Here is a 23870-nt window from a genome sequence, read left to right as displayed (position 1 = left end):
GTCGGCCGTGTGCCCCGGCGCGGGACGGCCCGAGCCGTGCCGGACCGGACGCCCGGCCCGGTCTCTGCCGAGCGGGCACGCGGAACGCTCCTGGAACGGCGAACCCGCAGGGCGTGACGACAAGGGTTCCCTCTGTTGCGTGACACCACCGCAATGAGTGTCAAGTCGCCCGACGGCCGGCACAGTCGCCGTCCTCGGGCAGGGGACGACGTGGTCCCCCGCGCAAGGCCGGCTCCTGGCCCACCCGTTCGCCATCGGGATGTGTGCCGCGGCCGGTGTACGTGCGCACCCGAGGAAGGCAGCAGCCTCCGTGGCCACGCGGAATTCGTGAATTCCGACAGCGGTACACCGGCTGCGAAGACCAACAGCCGGCCCTGACACATACAGCCGGCATTCAACCGGAGCCGTGCACCAGGACAGATCCCTGCCCGATCGGTGTGCCCGGGTCCGGCAGGGGGCGGCCATGGCGGCGCGCCACAACAGCGCCAACGATAAGGGGAGTCTCCACTGATGTCGCAGCATGTCCCCATCGCCGTCGTCGGCATCGCGTGCCGGTTCCCCGGGGCGGACGACCACCGCCGTTTCTGGGACGTCATCAGGAACGGCCGGTCGCACGTCGGTGAAGTGCCACAGGTCCGGTGGGGCATGGGCAGAGGCGAGCCGGCGGAGGCCTCCGGCGACGATGCGGGGCGCCCTCCCAGCAGATGGGCCGGCCTGATCGACGACGTGGACGCCTTCGACGCACAGTTCTTCCGCCTCTCTCCGCTGGAGGCGGAGAGCACCGACCCGCAGCAGCGGATCATGCTGGAACTCGCCTGGTCCTGTCTCGAGGACGCCGCCATCGCACCCAGCGCGCTTTCCGGGCGCGACGTCGGGGTGTTCATCGGCTCGTACAACCTGGACTACAAGGAGCTTCAGGAGAGGCAGCTGCGCGAGGTCGCGGCGCACCACTCCACGGGGACGATCGGCGCCGTCATCGCCAACCGTGTCTCCCACTTCTTCGACTTACGCGGGCCCAGTGTCGTCGTCGACACGGCGTCGTCCGCCTCCCTGCACGCCCTCCACCTCGCGGTCCAGTCCCTGCAACAGGGCGAGTGCGCCCTCGCGCTCGCCGGTGGGATCAACCTCGTACTGACCCCGGCCCGGCACACCTCCTTCACCAAGGCCGGAATGCTGTCGCCCACCGGTTCGTGCCGTCCCTTCGACGAGCGAGCCGACGGCTATGTGCGAGGTGAGGGCGGCGGCACCGTCCTGCTCAAGCCCCTCGCGGACGCCGTGCGCGACGGTGACCACATCTACGGCGTCATCAAGGGCAGCGCCGTGAACCACAGCGGCAGGACACGCACCCTGACCCATCCCAGCGACGACGCGCAGGCGCAGGTCGTCGCGGACGCCATCGCCCGGGCAGACGTCTCCCCCGGGACCATCGCGTACGTCGAGGCGCACGGTACGGGGACGCCGGCCGGCGATCCGGTCGAATTCGAGGGGCTGGTGGAGGGCTTCCGCAGGGCGGGCGGCGGGACGCCGGACCCGCGTGAGCACAACTACTGCGGGCTGGGCTCGGTCAAACCCAACATCGGCCACCTGGAAGCCGCCGCCGGGATCGCCGGCCTGATCAAGGTGCTGCTCGCCCTGGAACACCGGCAGTTGCCCGGTCTCCGGGACTTCCAGCGGCTCAACCCGCGCATCGACCTGGACGGCACGCCCTTCCACATCGTCGACCGGCTGCGGGAGTGGACGCCGCTGCGGTCGCGGACCGGCGAACCTCTGCCCCGTCGCGCGAGCGTCAGCTCGTTCGGTATCGGCGGCACGAACGCCCACGTGGTGCTCGAAGAGGCGCCGGCCGTACCACCGGCCGATCCGCCGGACCGTCACGCCTACCTCCTCTGCCTGTCCGCCAGAACCGGCACCGCGCTCCGGCGGCGGATCCGCGACCTGCGGGAATGGGTCGACGGCTACGGCGCCCACGCCGACCTGAACGACCTCGGCGCCACGCTGCTCCTGGGCCGGGAACACCTCGCCCGCCGGACCGCGCTGGTCGTGCGTGACCATGACGATCTGCGGGCGAAACTCACCCAGCTGCTCGACACCGGGCGAGCCGACGACTGCTTCCACGAGCCGGCGGGCACGCCCTCGGGCGGCGAGCCGGAGGAAGCCCCGCGGCCCGCCGACGGGGCCGGATTCGACCTCGGCACCGACCTTCCCGCCGCCGAGTACCACGAACGGCTGCTGGACCTGGCGAAGTCCTTCGCCGAAGGGCACGACCACCCCTGGCAGGCCCTGTTCACGTCATTCCCGGTACGGCGTCTGCGCCTGCCGACCTACGCGTTCGACCGGCACCGTTTCTGGATCACACCGGACACCGCCGACGAGACCGCTCCCACCGGGACCCCGGCGTCCGCGACGGGCGAGGTGGCGGATCCCGCGATCGAGCAGGAGGAGCCCGTGTCGGACATGACCGCGCGCACACGCCGAGGGGAACAGGCGGACACCGATGTCCGGGAACGGGTCGAGGCGGATCTCAGGGGCCTCGTCAGCGGCGTGCTGAAGCTCGCGGCCGACGAGATCCATCCGCGGGACCGGCTGTCCGACCTCGGGTGCGATTCGGTCGGCAACACGCTCCTCGCCCTTCGGCTGGGTGAGCACTACGGCATCGACGTCGCACCGTCGTTCTTCTACGGGTACTTCACCCTGGAGATGGTCAGGGACCGTCTCCTCGAGGAGCCGTACACCGACGCTGTTGTGCGGACGTACGCGGCCGCCGACGAGAGCACCGGCGACCGCACGGCCGCCGTCGAGGGGGAGGCGTCCACCGTGTCACGGGACGAGTCGGCCCCCGGGACCAGCACCGTGACGCCTCCCGGAACCGACGCCGGTCACGACGGCGACCACCGCATAGCCGTCATCGGCATGAGCGGCCGCTTTCCACAGGCCCGCACGGTCGACGAATTCTGGCAGTTGCTCGCCGAGGGCCGGGAGGCGGTGACGCCGATCCCCGCGCACCGGCTGGGCGACTGGGCAGGTGTCGCCGGCGCCCCTCGGGTCAGGGGCGGATGGTTACCCGGCGAAGCCGAGTTCGACCCGCTCTTCTTCGAGATCTCCCCCAAGGAAGCCGAGCAGATGGACCCCCGGCAGCGCCTGCTGCTGCAGGAGTCGTGGCGGGCCCTGGAGGACGCCGGGTACGGGGCGAGGCAGCTCGGCGACAACACCATGGGCATGTTCGTCGGCGCCGAACAGAGCGACTACCCGGGACTCATCGGCGACGGAGAAACGCTGACCTCGGGTCATGACGGGATCATGGCCGCTCGCCTCAGCTACTTCCTCGACTTCTCCGGTCCGGTGCTGACCGTCAACACGGCCTGCTCGGCCGGCCTGGCAGCCGTGCATCAGGCGTGCCTGAGCCTGCGCAGCGGTGAGTGCGACACCGCGGTCGCCGCGGGTGTCAGCCTGCTGGCCGGGTCCCAGTTCTACGAGCACGCCACCCAGGCCGGGATGCTGTCGCCCGACGGGGTCTGCTACGCCTTCGACAAGCGTGCCAACGGCATGGTGATGGGCGAGGCGATCGCCGCCGTCGTACTGAAGCCGCTGGCCAAGGCACTTGCCGACGGCGACCGGGTGCACGCGGTGATCACGGCGAGCGGCCTCAACCATGACGGCCGGACCAACGGCATCACCGCGCCCAGCCAGCCCGCGCAGGTCGCCCTCCTCGACTCCGTGTACCGGAGGTTCGGCGTGGAGCCGGCCGACATCGAGCACGTGATCGCCCACGGCACGGGAACCCGGCTGGGTGACCCCATCGAGGTGAACGCGCTGACCGAGGCGTTCGGCCGCCGCACCGACAAGACCCAGTACTGCGCCCTGACCTCGGTCAAGACGAACATCGGTCACACCCTGGCCGCCTCGGGCGTGGTCAGCCTGATCGCGCTGGTGCAGGCCCTGCGGCACCGGACGGTACCCGCGAGCCTCCACTCCGAGCAGGAGAGCGAGTACATCGACTGGACGCGCAGCCCGTTCCGGGTCAACAAGGAGGCCCGGCCCTGGCCGGCCCGGCCGGGGCGCGAACGGACGGGCGCGGTCAGCTCCTTCGGCATCAGCGGAACGAACGTCCACGTCGTGGTGGAGAGTCACGGCGACGGATCGGCCGCCCACCCGGCCGTCTCCCGGCCCTCGTACCTGCTGGCACTGTCGGCGAAGACCGAGGAGGCCCTGCGGACGCGCGTGGCGGACCTGCTCGCCTTTCTCCAGGCCGGTGGCGCCGACGACGTCGGTCTCGGGCGGATCAGCAGCACACTGCTCGCGGGGCGGCACCACTTCGCGCACCGCTGCGCCCTGGTGGCGGACACCCCCGAGGACGCCGAACGGCTGTTGCTGCAGGTCCTCGGCGGCAAGAAGGACCCGCACGTGTTCCGCGGGCTCTCCGGAAGGGACTTCCGCCCGCAGAACGCGCTCACCGAGTACGGGAACGAGCTGATAGGGCGCGCCCGCGCGGGGAACCGGGACGCCCGGTACCGGGACGCGGTCCGGGCCCTGGCCGACCTGTACTGCCAGGGGTACGAGCTGGCCTGGGAGAACCTCTTCGGTGACCGGCCGCTCCCGTGCGTGTCGCTGCCCGGCTACCCCTTCGCCCGCGAGACCTACTGGCCCGGCCCGGCGAGGTCCGGCCGCGCGGCGCTTCCGCACGCCCTTCCCGCGTCCGCCGCGCTGCACCCGCTGCTGGACAGCAACGTCTCCACCCTCGGGTCGCAGCGTTTCGCCAAGCGACTGTCGGCGAGCGAGTTCTTCCTGCGCGACCACGTCGTGGACGGCAGGATCCTGCTGCCCGGAGTCGCCCACATGGAGATGGCGTACACCGCCTCCCGGCTGGCGACCGGCTCCGACAGCGTCACCCTGCGCGGCATCATCTGGGGCCGTCCGGTCGTCATGGACGGTGCGTCACGGACCGTGCACATCGAGCTCACCCCGCTCGAGCAGAACGCGCTGGAGTTCGTCATCCACGACGGGACCGCGGGAGAGCGCACGGTCTTCTCCCAGGGCCGGGCCGGCTACGCCGCCGGCCCTTCCCCGCGGCCGCGTGGCACGATCGACATCCCCGCCGTCAAGGCGCGGTGCACCACCCGCCGGGAGAACACCGAGATCTTCTCGAGCCTGCGGGACCTGGGGTTCGGGTACGGCGAGACCTTCCAGGCCATGGAGACGCTCTACTGCGGTGAGACCGAGGCCCTGGCCCGGATCGTGCTGGGCGACGGCCTCGAGGAGGAGTACCCTCGCTTCACCCTGCACCCCTCGCTGTTCGACGCCGCGCTCAACACGCTGCGCGGCATCGGAGAGCCGGACGGCGTGCTGCGCATCCCGTTCAGCCTCGAGGAACTCGCGGTCTTCGCGCCGATTCCGCGGCAGTCCTACTGCCATGCCACCGTCCACCGGATCGCCCGCGACGGCACGATGAGCGTCGACCTCGCGATCTGCGACGACAGCGGCACCGAATGCGTCCGGCTGACCGGCCTGGTGTTCAAGGAGTTCACGGCCGACAAGAGTGAAAAGCTCCACTACTACGTGCCGCGCTGGACCGATGCCGACACCGGCGCCGGCTCCGCCGGGCAGGCGGAGCGCCCTGGTGCCGGGCGTACCCTGCTCGTCCTCGACGACGAGGACACGCGCCACACCCGGCTCGCGTCGGGCTACGCGGGCCGCATCGTGCGCGTGCGCAACGGGAACGCGTTCCAGGAGTCGGGAGCGGACCTGTTCACCGTGGACCGCCGCAGCGCCGAGGACTTCGACCGGCTGCTGCGGACCTTGGACGCACGGGACCTGGCACCGCGGGCGATCGTCAACCTCTGGCCGCTGACCCCTGACCCGTCCGACCTCACGAGCGAGCTGGAGAGCCTGCTGCACCTGTTCCGGGCCGTGCACCGGACGGGGACCGAACAGGAAGTCCAGTACCTGTCCGTGCTGCCGGACCGGAGCGGGCCGCAGCGGGCGGCGGCGGAGGCGCTCCTCGGTTTCGGCCGTGCCGTGACGGCGGTCGACCACCTGTTCCGGGTGGAGAGCCTCCAGGTCGCCGACGCGGGCGACGCGGACACCGTCACCGGCAGCGTGCTGCGCGAACTCGGCCGGGCGGAGGGTTCAGTCCCGAGGGGCTGGCACGAGTTCCGGCACGCCGACGGTGTCCGCTCGGAGCGGGTGCTGCGGCCGTGGACCGCGGGAGTACGCGGCGGCGCCTCCGGGATACCTTTCAAGGAGGGCGGCGTCTACCTGCTCAGCGGCGGTGCCGGGGCCCTGGGCCTGCACCTGGGCAGGTACCTCGCCCGGGAGTGCCGGGCGCGGCTCGTCCTGCTCGGCCGCCGGGAGCCGGACGCCTCGCTGCGGCAGGAGTTCGCCGCACTGGAGGCCGCCGGTGCCGAAGTCCTCTACCTCACCTGTGACGTGGCCGACCGCGACGGTGTGCGCACGGCGCTCGAGGCGACACGGAAACGATTCGGCAGTCTGGACGGTGTCTTCCACGGCGCGGGCGTCATGGGAGGAACGGGCGTCATGGACGTGGACTGGGCCGATTTCGAGGGGGTCCTGGCGCCGAAGACGCACGGAACCGTCCATCTGGACGAACTGACCGCCGAGGACCCGCTCGACTTCTTCCTCGCCTTCTCGTCCATCGCCGCCTACGTCGGCGACTTCGGACAGGGAAGCTACGCCGCCGCCAACCGGTTCCTCGACGGCTACGTCCGGCACCGGGAGGAGCTGCGGGCGCAGGGCCTGCGGCACGGCCGGAGCGTATCGGTCAACTGGCCGTACTGGGACGAGGGCGGCATGCTCGGCGAGCTCGCCGAGGACGGCCCCGAGAAGACCCTCTACCGCGACCACTCGGGAATGCGGGGACTGCTGACCGAGGAGGGCATCGGGGCGCTGCTGGAGATCCTGACGTCCGACGAGACCCAGGTCGTCGTGACGAAGGGCGAGCGTCGGAAGATCGAGAGGGTCCTGCGGATGGCGGGGGCCGAGCGGGCCGGTGCCGAGGCGGCCGGCGCCGAGCCGGAACCGGTGGGCGGGAACGAGCCGGTGGCCGCCGAGAAGGCCACGGAGCCGGCGGCCGTGGAGGACCCGGGTGAGATGCGCACACGGACCGTCGAGTATCTGAGGGACCGGCTGTCGCAGGTCTTCCGCATCCCGAAGGCCCGGCTCGACGCCGCCGCGGAGCTGGGGGAGTACGGCATCGAGTCCATCCAGATCATGGAGCTGATGCGGCTTCTGACGAAGGACTTCGACAACCTTCCGGGAACGCTGTTCTTCGAGTACCGCACGATCGGGGAACTGGCGGAGTACTTCACCGAGCACCAGGCGGCCCGCCTGACCGAGCTGCTGGGGCCGGCGCGGCCCGCCGCGGCGGCTCCTCAGGCGCCTGCGGAGCGCGCGTCCGCGACCGCCGTGCCTTCCCGGCCGGCCACGCCGCAGGGCCGCCGTCCCGCCGAGGTCCCGAACGGCGCCGCAGACGCTGACAGGACGCCGTCGGGGAAGGCGAACGGCCGGGGCGAGGGACGCCCGCGTGACGTGGCGATCATCGGCATGAGCGGCCGGTACCCGAAGTCCCGGAACCTCGACGAATTCTGGAAGGTGCTTCAGAGCGGCCAGGACTGCATCGAGGAGATCCCGCCGCACCGGTGGGACAAGGACCTGTACTACGCGGCCGGGAAGACACCCGGCAAGAGCTCCAGCAAGTGGGGCGGCTTCATCGACGGGGCCGAGAACTTCGACGCGCTCTTCTTCAGCATGTCGGCCCAGCAGGCCGCACTGACCGACCCCCAGACCCGGCTGTTCCTCCAGTCCGCATGGGAGGCGATGGAGGACGCGGGGTACACACGCCGGTCCCTGAGCCCCGGCAAGGCCCGCAAGGTCGGTGTCTACCTGGGCATGATGTGGAACGAGTACCAGTTGTACAGCGGCGAGGACGTCGTCCTGTCCGACCGCGCCGCCGCCTCCAACGCCGTCTCCTACTTCTTCGATCTGCACGGGCAGAGCCTGACCGTCGACACGGCGTGCTCCTCGTCGCTCTACGCGATCGCCATGGCCGTCGAGAGCATCCGGAACGGCTCCTCCTCGCTCGCGTTCGCCGGCGGCGCGAACCTGTCGCTGCACCCCAACAAGTACGTCTCGCTCAGCCAGATGAACTTCTTCTCCGAGGACGGACGCTGCCGCTCGTTCGGCGAGGGCGGCACCGGCTACGTTCCCGGAGAGGGCGTCGGCTGCGTCCTGCTCAAGCCGTTCGACCAGGCGGTCGCGGACGGGGACCACATCCACGGTGTCATCCGCGGCGTCGCCACGGTGCACGGCGGCAAGACGAACGGCATGACCGTGCCCAACCCGCTGGCTCAGGCGGACATGGTCGCGGCCGCGCTGGCGGATGCCGGGCTCTCGGCCGAGGACATCAGCTACGTGGAGGGCCACGGCACGGGCACCGCCCTCGGCGACCCGATCGAGATCACCGGTCTGACCCGGGCGTTCCGCAAGCACACCGACAGAAAGCAGTACTGCCCGATCGGTTCGGTGAAGTCGAACATCGGTCACCTGGAGGGCGCGGCCGGCGTCGTCGCCGTTACCAAGGTCCTGCTCCAGATGCGGCACGGAATGCTGGTGCCCTCCCTCCACTCCGAGCAGCTCAACCCGTATATCGACTTCCCGAACTCGCCCTTCTACGTGCAGCGCCGGCTGGAACCGTGGGAGCGGCCCACCCGGACCGTCGACGGGGTGCGGCGGACCCTGCCGCGGATCGCCGGCGTCTCGTCGTTCGGCGCGCACGGTGCCATCGCACATGTGATCATCGAGGAGTACCGGCCCGGGGCGGAGCGCCCGGCGCGTCCGGCCCCGGGCCCGCGTCCGGAGCTGGTGGTGCTGTCGGCGAAGGACGGCGAGCGGCTGCGGCAGAAGGCCCAGGCGTTGCTCACGTGGCTGGCCGGGGCGGGCCACGACGCCGACGGGGCGGACCTCGCCCACACCCTCCAGGTCGGCCGCGAGGCCATGGAGGAACGACTGGCCCTGATCGCCGATGGGCGGGACGCCCTTCGCGAGCTGCTGCGCGCGTTCCTCGACGGCGAGCAGGAGACCCCGAACGTCTTCCGCGGGAGCACGAGGCAGAACAAGGACGCCGTCGCTCTCCTCAAGGCCGACGAGGAGATGCGGGAGCTGGTACGGCAGTGGCTCGCGCAGGGCCGGCACGACAAGCTGGCCAACGTCTGGGTGAAGGGCCTGGACCTCGACTGGACGTCCCTCGCCCGCCACACCGAGCCGCGTCGCATCCCCCTTCCCACGTACCCGTTCGTCCAGGAACGCCACTGGCTCGACGCGCCCAGCGCGTTCGCGCTCCAGCCGACGCGGACGGTGGCTCCGGCCGGGCCCGCGACGGCCGCCCCTTCCCCGGCGGACCCGGCCCGGTCCGCCGAGGAGCCGGCCCGGCCCCTCGCGTTCGTGGAGGACTGGGAGCCCGCGCCGCTGGAGGAGGGCACCGCGCGGGCCCCGCGCGGCATCGTCTTCCTGTGCACCGGAACGGAGCGTCAGGAGGCGGTCGCCCGGGCCGCACGGGAACTCGACCCCGGCCTGCACACGGTCTTCATAGGACGAGGAGAGACCTTCCGGAAGACGCGCCCCGACCACTACCAGGTCCGCCGCGGTTCGGCCCAGGACCACCTGGAGGCCTTCCGGGACATCGTGGCGGCGTCCGTCCCCGTCGACGCGGTCGTCAGCCTGGAGGCGCTCGAACCAGGAGTCGCCGACGGTGACTTCGGTGACGTCGTCGTGACGGTCCAGGCCATCGCCGGCTCCGGGCTGGACGTACGCCGCTTCGTGGTGGCCGGGCAGTACCGCGACGGCCGGGAACGCGCCCTGCTGGAGGCGCATCTCGGCTTCGAGCGTTCGCTGGGCATGGTGATGCCGAAGCTGTCCGTCGTGGCCGTGCTCCAGGACGCCCACGATCCCATGAGGCCGGCGGACACCGCCGACTGGTTGACGAGACTGGTCGGAGAACTGCGTCAGGAGCGGGCGGTCAGCGCGCTGTACCACTCGGGCGGGCGCTTCGTGAGCCGCGTCCGTGAGGTCACGCTCGACGAGAACCGTTCCGGCGCCCTCCGGCACGGCGGCACCTACCTGATCACCGGCGGCTGCGGCGGGCTGGGGCTGATCGTGGCCCGGCACCTCGCGGAGCACTTCGACGCCAATGTCGTACTGACCGGCCGCTCCCCGCTGGACGAGGCACGCCAGGAGGCCCTTCGCGGCCTCGCCGCCGGACAGCGGGTCCTGTACGTCCAGGCGGACAGCCGCGAGGCGGACGCCATGAAGCAGGCCGTGGCACGGGCGCGCGAGCGGTTCGGGGCATTGCACGGCGTCATTCACGCCGCCGGTGTCCAGGGGCAGGGCAGCGTCCTGGAGAAGGATCTGCCGACCTTCGAGGACGTCCTCGACCCCAAGATCCGGGGAACGCTGACCCTGGACGAGGTGGTGGCCGGCGAAGAGCTGGACTTCGTCTGCTACTTCTCCTCCACCGCTGCCGTCATCGGCGACTTCGGCACCTGCGACTACGCGGTCGGCAACCGCTTCCAGATGTCCTACGCACGACACCGTGACGCCCAGGTGCGCGCGGGCCGCCTGTCCGGGCGGACCGTGGTCGTCAACTGGCCGCTGTGGCGCGAGGGCGGCATGGGCTTCGACCACGACACGACCACGATGCTGCTGAAGTCGAGCGGCCAGGACTTCCTCGAGACGGCGGACGGCATCGCCCTGTTCGAGCGGCTGCTGTCCCAGGAGGCACCTCAGCACATGATCCTGGTCGGCAGCCCGAGCCGGGTGTCCCGCTTCCTGGGGCTGACGCCTCCCGCGGATGCCCCGGCGCGACCCGGGATCCGCGCGGACGCGGCCCGGCCGGCCGCTCCCACGGACGAGGGCGGCCCGCACACGGTCCCGGCCCCCGGTGTCGAGGAACGCCTGGCACACGATCTGCGGCGGATCGTCAGCGGCGCGGTCGGCCTGTCCCCGGACAGGCTCTACGAGGACGACAACCTCGCCGACTACGGCTTCGACTCGGTGAGTCTGGCCGGACTGGCCACCGGGCTGGGCGAGTACTGGGGCGTGGAGGTCACACCGGCTCTCTTCTACAGCCGCTCCACCCTGCGCAAACTGCGCGAGTACTTCGCCACCGAACACGCGGAGCTTCTGACCGCGTTCTACGGCGACCCGGGTGTCGGCCGCGCCGTTCCCGGACGTGCCGCAGCGGAGCCCGGTCCTCCGGCCGACGGGGCACCCCCCGTCGGCCGGCCGCGCCCCGGCGCCGAGCCCGTCGAGGACGCCGCCGGAGCCCAGGAAGCGGGTGCGGACCCCGGCGCCCGGGAGCCGGGCACGCAGGACGACGACGCCATCGCGGTCATCGGCATGAGCGGACGGTTCCCCGGCGCCGACAACCCCGCCGAGCTGTGGTCGGTCCTCGCGGAGGGCCGCGACGCCGTCCGCCCCGTCTCCCGCGAGCGCCTCGACCTGTGGGGCGAGCCGCACGACAGCTCCTTCGCGGCGTTCCGCGTCGGCCAGGTGTCCGGCCCGGACGAGTTCGACCCGCTGTTCTTCGAGATATCCCCCAACGAGGCGCGGAGCCTGGACCCGCGCCAGCGGCTGCTGCTGCAGGAGTCGTGGCGCGCCCTCGAGGACGCGGGCTGGACACCCGCGTCGACCCGCAGGATCGGCATGTTCGTAGGGGTCGAGCAGGGGGACTACGACACACCGGACCCCGAGGCGGGCAGCGTCACCGCCGGCCACGACGGCATCCTCGCCGCACGCCTGTCGTACCTGCTCGACCTGAGCGGGCCCGTGATGGCCATCAACACGGCCTGCTCGTCGGGGCTGGTCGCCGCTCACCAGGCATGTGCGAGCATCCGCGCCGGCGAGTCCGACGTCGCCCTTGCCGCGGGCGTCAGTCTCATCACCACCTCGCAACTGCTGAACCGGACCAAGCAGGCCGGCATGCTGTCCGAGGACGGCGTCACCTACGCCTTCGACAAGCGCGCGAACGGCATGGTGCTCAGCGAGGCCGTCGCCGTCGTGGTGCTGAAGCGGCTCTCGGCGGCGGTGGCCGACGGCGACCGGATCCACGGCGTCATCCGCGCCAGCGGCATCAATTACGACGGCAGGTCCAACGGCATCACCGCCCCGAACGGCGACGCCCAGGTCGCGCTGCTCCGCGACACCTACAGGCGGCACGGCATCGACCCGGCCGACATCGAGTACGTGGTAGCCCACGGCACCGGCACGCGGCTCGGCGACCCCGTCGAGGTCAACGCGCTCAACGACGTCTTCCGCAGCTTCACCGGCAAGCGGCGGTACTGCGCCCTGACGTCCGTGAAGCCCAACGTGGGGCACACGCTCGCGGCCTCCGGGCTCGTCAGCCTCATCGGGGTCCTGCAGGCCATGCGCCACGAGACGATCCCCGGGTCCCTGAACTGCGCGCAGGAGAACGAGTACATCGACTGGAGGGACAGCCCGTTCTTCGTCAACAAGACGAACCGGGCGTGGCCCCGGACCGCCGGGCGCAGCAGGATCGCCGCCATCAGCTCCTTCGGCATGAGCGGCACCAACGCGCACATGGTGGTGGAGAGCCGCCCGGAGGGCGGAGAGGACGAGGTCACGGAGATGTCCGCCCACCTGCTGGCCCTGTCGGCCAAGTCCGAGGAGTCGCTGCGGCAGCGCGTCGCCGACCTGATCGACTTCCTGGAGGACCCCGCGCAGCCGCACGGCCTGCGGGACATCGGCGCGACGCTGCTGGACGGCAGGCCCCACTTCCGGTACCGCTGCGCCATCGTGGCCCGCGACGTCGCCGAGGCGGTGCACCTGCTGCGCTCGTGGCCCGCGGGCGGGCATGACCCCAACGTCCTCACCGGTGAGGTGCCCAAGGACTTCGCTCCGAACGACGCGGCCCGAAAGGCCGGGGACCGGCTGCTGGAGGAGGCGGCAGGAGCGCACCACGACGGCACCTCCCTCCGGGACGCGCTGCGCGCCGCCGCGAGGGCCTACTGCCAGGGCCACGACCTGGCGTGGCGCCGGCTGTTCGGCGGCCGGCGCACCGCGCCGGTCGCGCTGCCCGGCTACCCCTTCGCCAGGAAGCGCCTCTGGCGGCAGCGCACCAAGCGGCCCGCGTCGTACGGGGTGTTCACGGCCGCACCCGGCCGCCCCGCCGGCACGGGACGCCGGTTCGACACGACACTCACCGGATCGGAGTCCTTCCTGCGCGACCACGTCGTGGCCGGGGAGAGGATCCTGCCGGGCGTCGCCCACCTGGAGCTGGCCCGCACCGCCCACGCCGCGTTCACCGGAGGGCAGAACGCCGCGCCGGCCGGCGTCGCGTTCCGCGACGTCGTGTGGCTGCGGCCGGTGACGGTCGGGGACACCCCGCTCGACCTCCACGTCGAACTGGAACCGGACGGCTCCGCGGGGACGCGCTACCGCGTCATGGCACCCGGAGCCGACGGTCCCGTCGTGCACAGCCAGGGGCGCATCGAGCCCGTTCAGGGACCGGCGCCGCGGCCACGGCTCGACCTCGCGGCCCTGCGGACCGAGTGCGGCCGCTACGAGATGACCGCGAGTGAGGTGTACCTCGTCTACCGCCGTCAGGGCATCGCGTACGGTCCCTCCTTCCAGGGCGTGAGGCGGCTCCTCGTGGGAGACGCCCAGGTCCTCGCCGAACTCGCGCTGCCCGAGGTGCCCGAGTACGGCCCGGGCGCGCAGGTGCTGCCCCCGGGGCTGCTGGACGCCGCACTGCAGTCCTCCGCAGGCCTGAGGCAAGGCGGTGGCCTCCACCTGCCGTACGCCGTCGGGGCGGTGGAAGTCCTGGGCCCCTGCGAGCCGGTCATGTGGGCGTGGCTCAGGCGCACCACGGAGAGCGGCGACACGTTCGACGTCGACCTGTGCGACCCGCGCGGCGAAGTCCGCGTACGGTTCAGGGCCTTCCGCACCCGGCCCCTGCCCGCCGGCGCCGACGCGCCGCCGGCGCCGGAGCGGTCCGCCGCCGGGAGCCCGGTGCTGCTCGAGCCGCGCTGGGAGCCCGCCCGGCCCACTTCGCCGGCGGACGGCGACGGCTTGCGGGGACGCACGCTGCTGGTCGGCGCGGACCCGGAGGAGCTGGGCTCCCTCCTCACCGGGCACGGGGAGGACGTGGACGTCCTGTTGCTGCGGGCCGACGACACCGTCGACGGCCTGCGGGAGCGACTCGCGCGCGGCGGGCAGTACGGGGGTGTCGTCTGGGTCGTGGGCGGCGGCACGACGGTGCTCCCGGACAGCGAGGACCTGATCACCCGCCAGGAGGAGGGCGTGTACGCAGGCTTCCGGCTGGCCAAGGCGCTGCTGACCCTCGGCTACGACAAGCGGGAACTGGAGTGGACCGCCCTCACCGTCCGCAGCCAGGGAGTCGTCGGGACCGACCGAGTCGACCCGACCCACGCTGGTGTGCACGGCCTGCTGGGGTCACTGGCGAAGGAGAACCCGCGGTGGCGGGTGCGCCTCGCCGACGTGGAGGACGTCCGGGACGACGTGCTCAGGGAGGCGCTGCGCCTGCCGGCGGAGCCGTCCGGCGACAGCTGGGCCCACCGCGGCGGCCGCTGGTTCCGGCAGACCCTCGTACCGGTGCCGTCCGGCGCGCTCCCCGCGGATGCGACGCCGTACCGGCGCGACCGGGTCTACGTGATCGTCGGCGGCGCCGGCGGACTCGGCGCGGTGTGGACGGAGCACGTCGTACGCACCTACGGGGCGCAGGTGGTCTGGATCGGCCGCCGAGCCGAGGACGACGGCGTCCGGGCCAGGATCGACGCTCTGTCCGAGTTCGGCCCTGCCCCCTGGTACGTGCAGGCCGACGCCACGGACCGGGAGTCGCTGGAGGCCGCCGTCGCGCGGATCAAGGAACGCTTCCCCGAGATCAACGGCGTCGTCCACTCGGCGCTCACGCTGCTCGACCAGAGCGTGGCCAGGATGCCGGAGGAACGCTTCCGGGCCGCGGTGCGCGCGAAGGTCGACATCAGCGTCCGTATCGCCCAGGTCTTCGCGGACGAGCCACTGGACTTCGTGCTGTTCTTCTCCTCGACCAACTCCTTCCACCGCTCCGCAGGACAGAGCAACTACGTGAGCGGCTGCGTCTTCAAGGACGCGTTCGCGCGGCTGTGGCGGCAGAGCCGTCCCGTCACCGTGAAGGTGGTGAACTGGGGCTACTGGGGCAGCGTCGGCGTCGTCGCCTCGTCCGCGTACCAGCGCCGGATGGAGCGGAGCGGCATCGGCTCCATCGAACCCGCCGAAGGCATGGCGGCGCTGGACCTGCTGCTCTCCGGGCCGTACCACCAGCTCGCCGTGGAGAAGACCACTGCCCCGCGGCCGGCCGGTGACGACACCGGTCCCACCGGTTCCGGCGGCCCGGACGACCGGCTGCTGCAGCGCGTGCTCGCGGACTCCGGCAGTGCCCGGGGCTTCGACGACGCCCTGCTGTGCGAACTGCTCCTGCTGCAGCTGCGGACGCTGGGGATGAACGGCTCCGGCGGTTCCGTCGCCGGCCTGCGAGCCGCCCTGGACCCGGGGGGCGCCTACGACCGCTGGCTCGACGAGAGCCTGCGCATCCTGGCTGAGCACGGCTACCTCGAGGCGGGCACCGAGCGCTACACCCCCACCGACAGGGCGCCTCTGGACGGTGCCGACGTGTGGCGGCGCTGGGAGGCGGTGTGCCGGGAGAGCGACGGCACCAACCCCTACGTCAACTTGCTGGAGCCGGTGATCCGCGAGCTGCCCGAGGTCCTCTCGGGCCGACGGCGCGCGACCGACGTGATCTTCCCCGGGTCGTCGATGAGCCTGGTGCGAGGCGTGTACCGGGACTGCGAGAGCGCCACGGCGCTGAACGAGCTCGTGGCCGAGTCGGTGGCGGCGCGTGTCGAGGTCCTGCTCGCCCGCGACCCCGCCCACCGCGTCCGCATCTTCGAGATCGGTTCCGGCAGCGGAGGCACCAGCGAGAAGGTCCTGCGCCGGCTGGCGCCCTACCGCGACAGCGTGGCGGAGTACTGCTACACCGACGTCTCCCAGTACTTCCTGCGCAACGGACGGCAGGAGTTCGGCGCCGACCACCCCTGTCTGCGGTTCGAGCTGTTCGACGCGGAGCGCGCCCCCGCGGACCAGGGGCTGGACGAGGGCGGCTACGACATCGTCCTCGCCACCAACGTCCTGCACGCGACCCGCGACGTCCGCGCCGCGGCGCGGCACGCGCGTGCCCTGCTGGGCGCGGACGGCACGCTCGTCCTCAACGAGCTGGCCACGCGCACCCCGTTCCTGCACCTGACCTTCGGGCTGCTCGACGGCTGGTGGCGCTACGAGGACACCGAACTGCGCATACCGGGCTGCCCGGGGCTGGCCCCCGAAACCTGGCAGCAGGTGCTGCGGGAATCCGGCTTCGCCGCCGTGTCCTTCCCCGCCGGCGCCGTGCACGACGCAGGCCACCAGATCGTCGTCGCCGCAGCCGGAGATCCGGCCGGCGCGCACACCCCCGTACCGCGGAGCGCGGAGGACGCGCGGGAGCGCGTGCGGTCCGTGATCGTCGAGCGGCTCCAGACGTCCCTGGGACTGGATCGCCGGGAGATATCCGAGGAGGACTCCTTCGCCGACTACGGCGTGGACTCCATCCTCGGCGTCGAGCTCACGCAGCAGCTCAGCACCGACCTGGGCATCTCGCTCTCGGTCACGGACCTCTTCGATCACAGCTCGGTGCGCGCGCTCGCCCGCTACGTGGTGGAGCACCACCTCGAGGCGTCGTCACCGCTTCCGGCCGCCCTGGTGCCGGAGGCCGCCCCGACAGCCGTTCCCGGACCGCCGGACCCGCCCGCCCCGGTGACCGTGCCCGCCGAGACCGGCACTCCGCGGCCGGCTGTCCCCGCGACGGTCCCCGGCCCCGCCGGAGAGCCCGTCGCCGTCATCGGCATGAGCGGGCGGTTCGGCACGGCCGAGGACACCGATCAGCTGTGGCAGCACCTGGCCGAGGGACGCAGCCTGGTCGGCGAGATCTCGCGCTGGGACATGCCGGCCTTCGTGGCACCGGGCGCGCCCCACCCCCGGTACGCCTCGCTGATGGACGGCATCGACCGGTTCGACCCGCTGTTCTTCCAGATATCCGGTCTCGAGGCCACCTACATGGACCCCCAGCAGCGGCTCGTGCTGGAGGAGGCGTGGAAGGCGCTGGAGGACGCCGGCTACGCGGGCGACGCCCTGCGCGGCCGGTCCTGCGGGGTCTACATCGGCACCCAGGTCAGCGACTACCTGCCCGGCTCCAGCGAGGACGCCCCCGCCCAGGCCATGTGGGGCAACGCCGAGGCGATCATTCCCTCACGCCTCTCCTACCTCCTCGACCTGAGGGGTCCCGCCATCGCCGTCGAGACGGCGTGCTCCGGATCCCTCGTCGCCCTCCACCTCGCGTGCCAGGCCCTGCGCACGGGCGAGGTCGAGACGGCGCTGGTCGGCGGGGTGTCCGTGCAGTGCTCACCCGACTACTACCTGAACGCCCACAAGGCCGGGATGCTCTCGGAGACCGGTCAGTGCCACACCTTCGCCGAAGGCGCGGACGGCTTCGTGCCCGGCGAGGGCGTCGGCATCGTCGTACTCAAGCGGCTGCGGGACGCCCTCGCCGACGGTGACCACATCCACGGCGTCGTCCGCGGCTCGGGCATCAACCAGGACGGGACGTCCAACGGCATCACTGCGCCGAGCGCCAAGTCGCAGGAGCGGCTGGAGCGTCAGGTCTACGACACCTTCGGCATCGACCCCGCCGGCATCCAGCTGGTCGAGGCGCACGGCACCGGTACCCGGCTCGGCGACCCGATCGAGTTCCAGGCGCTGACCCGCGCCTTCCGCCACTACACGGACGAACGCGAGTACTGCGCCATCGGATCGGTCAAGACCAACATCGGGCATGCCGCGCCCGCCTCGGGGATGGCGGGGCTCATCAAGATACTGCTCGCCCTGCGCCACCGCGAACTGCCGCGCAGCCTCCACTTCGACAAGGGCAATCCCCACATCGACTTCGAGAGCAGCCCGTTCTACGTCAACACGGTGCACCGCCCCTGGACGGCCGGGCCGGGCCGGCCGCGGCGCGCGGCGCTCAGCTCCTTCGGGTTCAGCGGCACCAACGCCCATGTGGTGGTCGAGGAGGCCCCCGACCTGCCGCGCCGCGACACCGTGCCCGTCCAGGACCACCTCGTGGTGCTGTCCGCCCTGTCCCCGGAGCAGGTGCGGACGCAGGCGCAACGGCTGGTGGCGCACCTGCGCCGCCACCCGGACACCGACCTGGGCGACATCGCCTCGACCCTGGTGCGGGGCCGGCGGCACTGCCCCGTCCGGCTGGCGTGCGTGGCCCGCGACACCGCCCACCTGGTGACCCTCCTCGGGCGGTGGCTCACGGACGGACGGGAACCGCAGGTGCACACCGCCGACCTGACGGAGACCGCGGTGAGCCCGCAGCCCGCTCTCGAGCAGTACGGCGACAGCTGCCTGCGCAAGTGTGCCGAGGGTGCGACCGGGACGGCCCGCCGGGAGCACCTGGAAGCCGTCTGCGCCCTCTACCTGCAGGGCTATCCACTCGACTACGAACGGCTCTTCGAGAGCGGTGGGTTCCGTCGTGTCCCCCTGCCGACCTACCCGTTCCAGCGGGAGCGCCACTGGCTGCCCTCGCAGGACCGCTCCCGTCCCACCACGCCCGTACGGTCCACCGGCGGCACCCCCGCGCCGGAACCACGGGCCGGCACGGCCCACTTGGCGCTGGCGCCGGTCTGGGTCGAGGACCGGGCCCCCGAGCCCGTCCCCGGCAGGTCCGTCCCGAGCGGCATCGTCGTCGTGGGCGGCAACGCCGCGGAGCGGGCCGCCCTGCAGGCCGAGTGCCCCGACGCCCACTTCCTCGCCGACGGCTCGGCGAGCACGGCATCGCTCACCGAGCAGCTGAGGGGTGTGGGCGCGATCCGCGGCCTCGTGTGGATCTCCCCGGCGGACGCGGCCACCGGGCCCGGTGAGTTGCTGAGGCGCACCGCCGTCGGAGTGGAGGCGTTCTTCCGGCTGGTCAAGGCGCTGTTCGAGCTGGGCCACGGCGCCGAGGAGCTGACGTGGACGGTGGTGACGCGCCAGACGCAGCCCGTACGGCCGGGTGAGCAGGTGCTGCCCGCCGACGCGGCGGTGCCCGGCCTGGCCGAGGTCATGGCCAAGGAACTGCCCAACTGGAGCGTGGGCTGCTTCGACCTGGGCCTGTCGGACCAGCTCCCCGCCCGCACCCTGCTCGCGGCCGGGGCCACGACCGTGCGGGCGCTGCGCGACGGCCGGTGGTTCCGTCGCGGCCTGTACCGGGCGGAACTGCCGGCACCGGCCCGGTCCCCGTACAAGGAGGGCGGGGTGTACGTCGTCCTGGGCGGTGCCGGGGGCCTCGGCCGGCTCTGGAGTGAGGACATGATCCGGCGCCACCGGGCCCAGGTCGTATGGATCGGCCGCCGGGAGAAGGACGCCGTCATCCAGGCGGAGATCGACCGGCTGGCCGCGCTCGGCCGGGCACCGTGGTACGTCCGGGCCGACGCCGCCGACATGGACTCCCTGCGCGGCGCGTACGCCCGCATCCAGGAACGGTTCGGCACCGTCCACGGCGTGGTGCAGTCCGTCTTCGGTCTGGTGGACCAGAGCCTGCCCAACACGACCGAGCAGCAGTTCCGGCAGGGCCTGAGCGCGAAGATCGACGCCAGCGTGTGCATGGCCGAGGTCTTCGACGCCGAAGGACTCGACTTCATGCTCTTCTTCTCCTCCATCGCGTCGGTCAACCCGACCAGGGGCTACTGCAGTTACGTGGCCGGCAACGCCTTCGAGGACGCCCTGGCCCGCCGGCTCTCGGCCGCACGCCCGTACGCCGTGAAGGTGGTCAACTGGGGTTACTGGGGCGCCGTCGGCAGCGGACTCGACGTTCCGGAGCACGTCCGCGAGCGCATCTACCGGCGCGAGGGCCTCGGCGACATCGACCCCGCGCTGGCGATGGACGCCGTCGAGCGGCTGCTGGCCGCTCCGCTCGGGCAGGTGGCCTACCTCAACACCGTCGAGCCCGAGCGGTTCGAGGGCTACACCGACCGCGAGACGATCCGCGTCCTGGACCCGCCGGAGCAGCGGAGCGAGCCGCTCGCCCCGCTGCTGCCCTCGCGTGCGGACCAGTTGCGGATCGTGGAGGCACGGGCCAAGTCACGGCTGCGGACGCTGGACGAGCTGCTGCTGCGGCTGCTGTGGTGCGCGCTGCACGGCCGTGGCTGGATCGGCACGGGTACCGTCGACGCGGACTCCCTCAGGCAGGCCGGCGGGATCATCGGGAAGTACGACCGCTGGGCGTCGGAGGCCCTGCGGCTGTTCGCCCGGCAGGGCTGGCTCACGGCGACCGGGTCCGAGGGCTCCTACCGTGCCGTTCCCGACGCCGTCGACCCGGACGCCACTGCCGCGGCATGGGAACGCAGCCGGGGCGAGTGGCTCGCGGACCCCGAGCTGCGCGCGTCCGTCGACCTGGTCGACACGACGCTCCGCGCGCTGCCGGACGTCCTCACCGGCGCCGTCCCCGCCGTCGACGTGATCTTCCCCGGCTCCTCGCTGGACCTGGTCGAGGGCATCTACAAGCGGAACATGATCGCCGACTACTTCAACGACGTCGTCGGTGACTGTGTCGTCGCACTCGTCGAGAGCAGGCTCGCGCGGGATCCCGGAGCCACGCTGCGCATCCTGGAGATCGGTGCCGGAACGGGCGGCACCACCGCCACGGTCCTGCGCCGGCTCCAGCCGTACCGGCAGCACGTCGGCGAGTACTGCTACACCGATCTCTCCCAGGCGTTCCTCATCCACGGCCGGCGGGAGTTCGGCGCGCACCATCCGTTCCTGCGCTGCGAGATCTTCGACGCCGGCCGGCCCGCCGCCGAGCAGGGCTTCGACGAGGGCGCGTACGACCTGGTCGTCGCGACCAACGTGCTGCACGCCACCGAGGAGATCCGCGCGTCCCTGCGCAACAGCAAGGCGCTGCTGCGGTCCGGCGGCGCCCTGCTCGTCAACGAGATCAACGGCTACACCGTCTTCGGGATGCTGACGTTCGCGCTGCTGGACGGCTGGTGGCCGCACGACACCGATCTGCGGGAATCCGGGGGGCCCGGCCTGCGGCCCGGCACGTGGCAGTCGGTGCTGGAGCAAGAGGGCTTCGAAGGTGTCGAGTTCCCCGCGCGGGACGCCCACCCGCTCGGCCAGCAAGTGGTGGTCGGCCTCAGCGACGGCATGATCCGCCGCCCCGGCGGTGAACAGCGGCGCCCAGCGGCCGACCCCCTCCCCGAGCCGCTCCCCGAAACGCCGTCGGCCGGTTCCCAGCCGGTGCGGCCGGCCGGTGCGGCCCGGGTGGACGGGCCGGTGCTGGCCGACGCCGTGCGCGACTACCTCAAGGAGCTGGTCGCGCGGACCCTCCTGATCCCGGCCGGATCCATCGACGCCCGTGAGCAGCTGTCCGCCTACGGCATCGACTCCATCCTGATCCTCCAGCTGCTGACCGGTCTCAAGAAGGACCTGGGGGAGACGAGCAGCACCCTGTTCTTCGAATACCGCACCATCGAGGCGCTGACCGAGTACTTCGTCACCGAGCGGGGCGAGGCCGTGGCCCGCGCCCTCGGAGTGGGGTCCGGGCCGGCCGCCGGGCAGGGCACGCCGGCGGCCGTCCCGCGGGCCGCCGTCCCGGACCCGCAGGCCCCGGCCGGGCCGGCCCCGACGCCCGGCCCCGGCCGCGCGCAGGCTCGTCCGACACCGCGTCCCGCGTGCACCGGAGGCGTCGCGATCGTGGGCATGAGCGCGCGTTTCCCCCAGGCCGAGACGCTCGACGCCTTCTGGTCGGTGCTGCGCGAGGGCCGGAACACCGTCACGGAGATACCCGCCGACCGGTGGGCACTCGACGGCTTCTACGAACCCGACAAGGAGGAGGCCGTCGCGAAGGGCAGGAGCTACAGCAAGTGGGGCGCCTTCCTCGACGGGTTCGCCGACTTCGACCCGCTGTTCTTCGAGATGACACCGAACGACGCCCTGGAGATCGACCCGCAGGAACGGCTGTTCCTCCAGGAGGCGTGGCGGGCGTTCGAGAACGCCGGCTACACGCGCGGGCGCCTCGCGCGGCAACACCGCTCCAGGGTCGGCGTCTTCGTGGGGATCACCCGCGCCGGACACAACCTCCACGGGCCCGAGCGCTGGCGCCGCGGCGACACCGCCCGGCCCTACACCTCCTTCGGGTCCGCAGCCAACCGCGTCTCGTTCAAGCTGAATCTCAACGGCCCCAGCATGCCGATCGACACGATGTGCTCCTCCTCGATGACGGCGCTCCACGAGGCGTGCGAGCACCTGCTCCACGGCGACTGCGACATGGCGGTGGCAGGCGGTGTGAACCTCTATCTGCATCCGTCGAGCTACGTCGGTCTGTGCGGGCTGCAGATGCTCGCCGACGGGGACGAGTGCCGCAGCTTCGGCGCCGGCGGCAACGGCTTCGTCCCCGGCGAGGGCGTCGGCGCGCTCGTCCTCAAGCGGCTGGAGGACGCCGAGCGGGACGGCGACCACATCCACGCCGTCATCCGCGGCACCGGCATCAACCACGGCGGCACCACGAACGGTTACACCGTGCCGAACCCGGTCGCACAGGGCCGTGTCGTGCGGGACGCGCTCGACCGGGCGGGCATCGACGCGCGCACGATCAGCTACGTCGAGGCGCACGGCACCGGGACCGTGCTGGGCGACCCGATCGAGATCAACGGCCTGACCCGGGCGTTCTCCCAGGACACCCGGGACGTGCGGTACTGCGCGATCGGCTCCGTCAAGAGCAACATCGGGCACGCCGAGGCCGCCGCCGGCATCGCCGGCGTGTTCAAGACCGTCCTGCAGATGCAGCACGGTGAGCTCGTCCCCAGCCTGCACGCGCACGAGGTCAACCCGCACATCGACTTCGACGCGACGCCGTTCGTCGTCCAGCGCGAGGGCGCGGAGTGGAAGCGGCCGGTCGTCACCGTCGACGGCGTCAGCACCGAGGTGCCGCGTCGGGCCGGCGTCTCCTCCTTCGGCGCGGGCGGTTCCAACGCCCACGTGGTGATCGAGGAGTACGTCCGCGACCGGCCGGCCCCCGCGGCCGACGGGTCCGGCCGGCCGGCCGTGGTCATCCTGTCCGCCAAGGACGAGGAGCGGCTGCGGGAGCAGGCGAGCGCTCTGCTGGACTCACTCGCGGAAGCCGAGCGGACCGGGGCGACAGTGGCCGACGTCGCCTACACCCTGCAGGTCGGACGCGAGGCCATGAGCGAGCGACTGGCCACGGTCGTCGGCTCGTTCGCCGAGCTGCGGGACCGGCTGCGGGCCTTCCTGGACCACCCCGGCGGCGCCACCGGTGTGCACCGCGGTCGCGCGGCACGCTCCGACCGCGCGCTGGCCGCGCTGACCGCCGACGCCGACATGAGCGCGGTCGTCGGGACGTGGCTGGCCAAGGGCGCGTACGCCAAGGTGCTCGACCTGTGGGTGAACGGCTTCGAGCTGGACTGGGGGAGCCTCCTCCCGGCGGGGGCGGCGCGCACCGTCCCGCTGCCCGCCTATCCCTTCGCCCGGGAGCGGTACTGGATCGCGGAGCGGCCGCTCGACGGGCTGCACCCCGGCAGCCACCCCGACGCCCCGGACAGGGAGCCGGAGGACGGCCCGCCGGATCCACTGATCGACGACCTCCTCGACGAGGTGGTGAACGGCTCTCTCGGCGTCGAAGCCGCCGCCGAGCACATCCGACGGTCCGTCCTCGACGGCGCCGGCGCGAACACCGACAACGAGGGGCGCTGATC

The 23870-nt window shown here is 72.2% G+C and carries 1 protein-coding gene; it reads left to right on the top strand.

Annotation, left to right across the window (positions count from 1 at the left end):
* The first annotated feature begins 510 nt into the window (after positions 1-510).
* Positions 511-23868, top strand: coding sequence for an SDR family NAD(P)-dependent oxidoreductase (locus tag F1615_RS24140; protein WP_149551169.1), 23358 nt, complete (start codon positions 511-513; stop codon positions 23866-23868).
* The last annotated feature ends 2 nt before the right edge of the window (positions 23869-23870 follow it).

This window comes from Streptomyces marokkonensis, assembly GCF_008312835.1.
Taxonomy (GTDB): domain Bacteria; phylum Actinomycetota; class Actinomycetes; order Streptomycetales; family Streptomycetaceae; genus Streptomyces; species Streptomyces marokkonensis_A.
This window is presented reverse-complemented; position numbering and strand designations above follow the sequence as displayed.